This window comes from Bradyrhizobium sp., from assembly GCF_035701725.1.
Classification (GTDB): domain Bacteria; phylum Pseudomonadota; class Alphaproteobacteria; order Rhizobiales; family Xanthobacteraceae; genus Bradyrhizobium.
In genome coordinates this window covers 1-3557 of the sequence record NZ_DASSRP010000219.1, presented here as the reverse complement: position 1 = coordinate 3557, position 3557 = coordinate 1, and the positions used below count along the sequence as shown (strand labels likewise).

Genomic DNA, 3557 nt, shown 5'->3' with positions numbered 1-3557 from the left:
GTAGGCGTCCGAAAAGACGTCGCTGAGCAGGACGGATAACGGCTTGGCGCTCGACGGGCCGGGCTTGTTCATTGCGGGACGCTTTGCGTACATATCGCTATGACTCTATCAGGCGCAGCCATCAGGCGGAAGAAAACCCCGTCATCCGATCACGAGGGACCGATCGTCGCGCGGCCCGCGTTGCTGCTGGCCTGGTACGACCGGCACCGGCGGGTGCTGCCATGGCGTGCGCCGGCAGGGCAGCGGCCCGACCCTTATGCGGTGTGGCTGTCGGAAATCATGTTGCAGCAGACCACCGTCAAGGCGGTCGGTCCATATTTTCACAAGTTCCTGGCGCGCGGGCCCGATGTCACCGCGCTCGGGCGCGCCTCGCTCGACGATGTCCTGCGGATGTGGGCGGGGCTCGGCTACTATTCGCGCGCGCGCAACCTGCATGCCTGCGCAGTCGCCGTGCTGCGTGACCATGACGGCGTGTTCCCCTATACCGAAGCAGGTTTGCGCGCTCTTCCGGGCATCGGGCCGTACACTGCGGCAGCCATCGCGGCGATCGCCTTCGATCGGCGGACCATGCCGGTCGATGGCAATATCGAACGCGTGGTGTCGCGGCTCTACGCGGTCGAGGAAGCGCTGCCGCAGGCAAAGCCCGTCATTCAAAGGTTGGCGGCGACGTTGCTTGGTCCATCTCGCGCCGGCGATAGCGCGCAGGCGTTGATGGACCTTGGCGCCTCGATCTGCACGCCGAAGAAGCCGGCCTGCAGCCTGTGTCCGCTCACCGAAGGATGCATCGCGCGTCAGCGCGGCGAGCAGGAGGGTTTTCCGAAGAAAGCGCCGAAAAAATCAGGCGAGCTGCGGCGCGGCGCGGCCTTTGTCGTGACGCGCGGCGACGAGCTTCTGGTGCGCACGCGGCCTGCGAAGGGATTGCTCGGCGGCATGACCGAAGTGCCGGGCTCGGACTGGCGCGTCGCGCAGGACCACGCGGCCGCACTGAAGCAGGCGCCCCGGCTTGCGGGCATCACGCGCTGGCAGCGCAAGCTCGGCGTGGTCACCCACGTCTTCACGCATTTTCCGCTCGAGCTCGTGGTCTATACCGCGCGGGTGCCAGCGCGCAGTCGCGCGCCAAAGGACATGCGCTGGGTGCCGATCGCAACGCTCGATGGCGAAGCGCTGCCGAACGTCATGCGCAAGGTGATCGCGCATGGGCTTGGGTAGGAGGTGCGCTTCCGCCGTGTCACCAGGGACGGCTGCCGAGCTCCGTTGCGCCTCGCGTGCCGGCCTCGGCCGTCCTCATGTCGAGGTTGCAGGAACGGTACATGCTCATGAGGGCCTCGCCGCGCAGGAGGATCAGCTGCGTTTTCAACCCGCCTTGCGCCTTGATCCAGCGCCGCACCGAGGATGGGTACATCGCATACAGCATTCGCGTCGCACCGGGATTGACGACCTGGTGGCCGCTGGCGTCAGGGTCCCACGCCGCGTGAAAACCCAGGCTCGCCCGGGGCGTCACGCAAATCTTGTTGCGCGGAACCATGCCGAGAACGAGCGTGCACGCCGAGGCGCAGTAGCCATCGATGATGACGGTCTCGCCCGACGTCCGCAGGCCCTGATATTTGTCGAGGTAGACCCCGATCCGGCCACCGCGATCGTCGGAAATCCGCATGGCAGCGTGGCTCGCGCTTAAGCCCGCAAAGAGGAGAATAACGCAAGCAAGCCAAAGCGCCGTCAATTTCATGTCGCTGATCCTGGTCGGAGTTCGCCCTCGGATCGGATCGTAGCGACCGCGCAAACGACGTCTATCCGGGAAACTACCCCTCTCATGCCCTAGCGGACACCGGGCCGCTGCACGATCGGTGGCTTGGCGTTCAACCATTCAGCCGCGCAGTGTTGAAGTCTGACCTACGAACATCCTGCAACCCAGGCTACCGCAACTCTTCTCATGTTTAGTGCTTGCTGACGGCGAAGTTCGGAATGTACTGGCACGGGTCGGATGGATCGATGTGGCCCTCGTCGAATTCAATCACGTCGCCCACATTCACGTTGAGTCCGGTACCAAGCACAATGCCGGTCTTGCCTTCCCATGTTTCGGCGAAGGCCGCCATGCCTGTGGCATAATTCGGACTCACGCGTCTGTCTGCGAGGACCTGGCTTGATCGGGTCATGGCCTGCGCCTGAGCCGGAGTTGCTATCCCAATCACCACCGCCTGTTTCCGGGTCCCCGTCCGTGGTGACAGCCACTTCGCCTTGGCGCCGCACCCAAGCTTCGGCTCCTTGATGGCCGTCAATTCGTCTTCGCCCGGCTCGCGCGCCATCGCCTGCTGCTGTGCCGGGCCGATCGGTTGAATCGTCCAGGACGGCAGCGAAGCGGCGCCGGACGCGAGGTCGCCGGCAGCGCTCGGCGTGGCCTGCCCGGCCGGATCCGGGCTGGGATCGCCGCCATCGTGTCCTGGCTGCTTCGGCTGATCGACGCCATTGACGTTCCGCTCCGCGCGTGGCGCCTTGGCGTGCTTGTCGGTGTCGGCTACGGCTGGAATAGCTGGCAGGACGCTCTGCTCATTCGGCGTGGAAACCGGTGGCGGCGAAGCGGCCGCAGGCTCCTCCATCACGATTTCAACCGGGATCGCGGCCTCCAAAGCGGGCTCGGTCTGCCCGAAGAACCCGAGCAGCAGAATTAGCGCAATGACGGAATGTCCCACAATCGCCAATGCATCGGCCGTGCGGCTGTTGTTGGATTCCTGCTGAAGGAACTGCTGCAACCACCGCACCAAAGCCACCGCGTCAATCGGAACTGCCTCAAGCTAGTGTCCCGATTCCGAAGTTCGCATGCTTTGGGGAGCTACGTTTCGAACTTCGGAATCGAAAGGACACTAGCCAACTTATTGATCTAGTGTGGCTTTGGTTCAGAAGTCCGCATGACGGACCCGCGGCACAAATGATGCGGACTTCTGAACCGCCACACTAGCGCTAGTTTACTTAGGGCTGCCTTTGGCTTCAACGCTTTCTCAGTCACGCGGATGTTCTCTGACGACAACGTGTTGGTCTCAGGGCACTCGTGCGATGTCTGCTTATGGCCGCTTCGAACGTCAACCGACTTCTTACAGAATCGGCCCAAAACCGACGTGCGTTCGCATCGGCCCCGATGTCGGCTATCGAGGGGTAAAGCGGACCAAAGCTTTCTAGATGGCGCCTGCTCTCTGCACGATCGGCGGCTTGGCGTTGAGGGCTTCGACCTGGAAGCCGGCGACCCGCTTGTAGTTGGCCGCGATGTCTTCCAGCTCCTGCCGCGACAGCACCTCGCTGACATCGTCGAAGCCATCGGGCGCGCGCTCCTCGACCATCTGCATCACCTGCTCGGGGCCGTTGCGGCGGTTCAGCAGCACGAGCTCAGTCGTCGCGGGACGGCGCTCGGCCTCGTAGGCATTGAGGGCCGCAGGCGTCGAGCCATGCGTCTGGATTTCTCGGGTGAGCACCCTTGCATCGAGAATCGCCTGCGAGGCGCCGTTGGACCCGATCGGATACATCGGATGCGCCGCATCGCCCATCAGCGTGACGCGGCCGAACGTCCA

Annotated in this window: 4 protein-coding genes; 1 reads left to right on the top strand and 3 read right to left on the bottom strand. The window is 63.9% G+C overall.

Annotated features, from left to right (window positions below):
• Positions 1–99: 99 nt before the first annotated feature.
• Positions 100–1209 carry an A/G-specific adenine glycosylase gene (gene mutY, locus VFL62_RS12720; protein WP_325172732.1) on the top strand — a complete coding sequence of 370 codons (1110 nt, stop codon included), beginning with the start codon at positions 100–102 and terminating at the stop codon, positions 1207–1209.
• A 19-nt stretch (positions 1210–1228) separates the two neighbouring features.
• Here mutY and VFL62_RS12715 read toward each other — a convergent pair whose 3' ends face one another.
• The 3 genes from VFL62_RS12715 to VFL62_RS12705 all read right to left on the bottom strand — a co-directional run.
• Entirely contained in the window at positions 1229–1726 is a 498-nt protein-coding gene (locus tag VFL62_RS12715) for a hypothetical protein (RefSeq protein ID WP_325172731.1), read from the bottom strand.
• A 208-nt stretch (positions 1727–1934) separates the two neighbouring features.
• A complete protein-coding gene (locus VFL62_RS12710) occupies positions 1935–2747 on the bottom strand; it encodes a hypothetical protein (RefSeq protein ID WP_325172730.1) in 813 nt (270 codons plus the stop codon).
• Between the two features lie 420 nt (positions 2748–3167).
• The coding region (locus tag VFL62_RS12705; protein ID WP_325172729.1) for an FAD-dependent monooxygenase at positions 3168–3557 on the bottom strand (390 nt) is incomplete at its 5' end.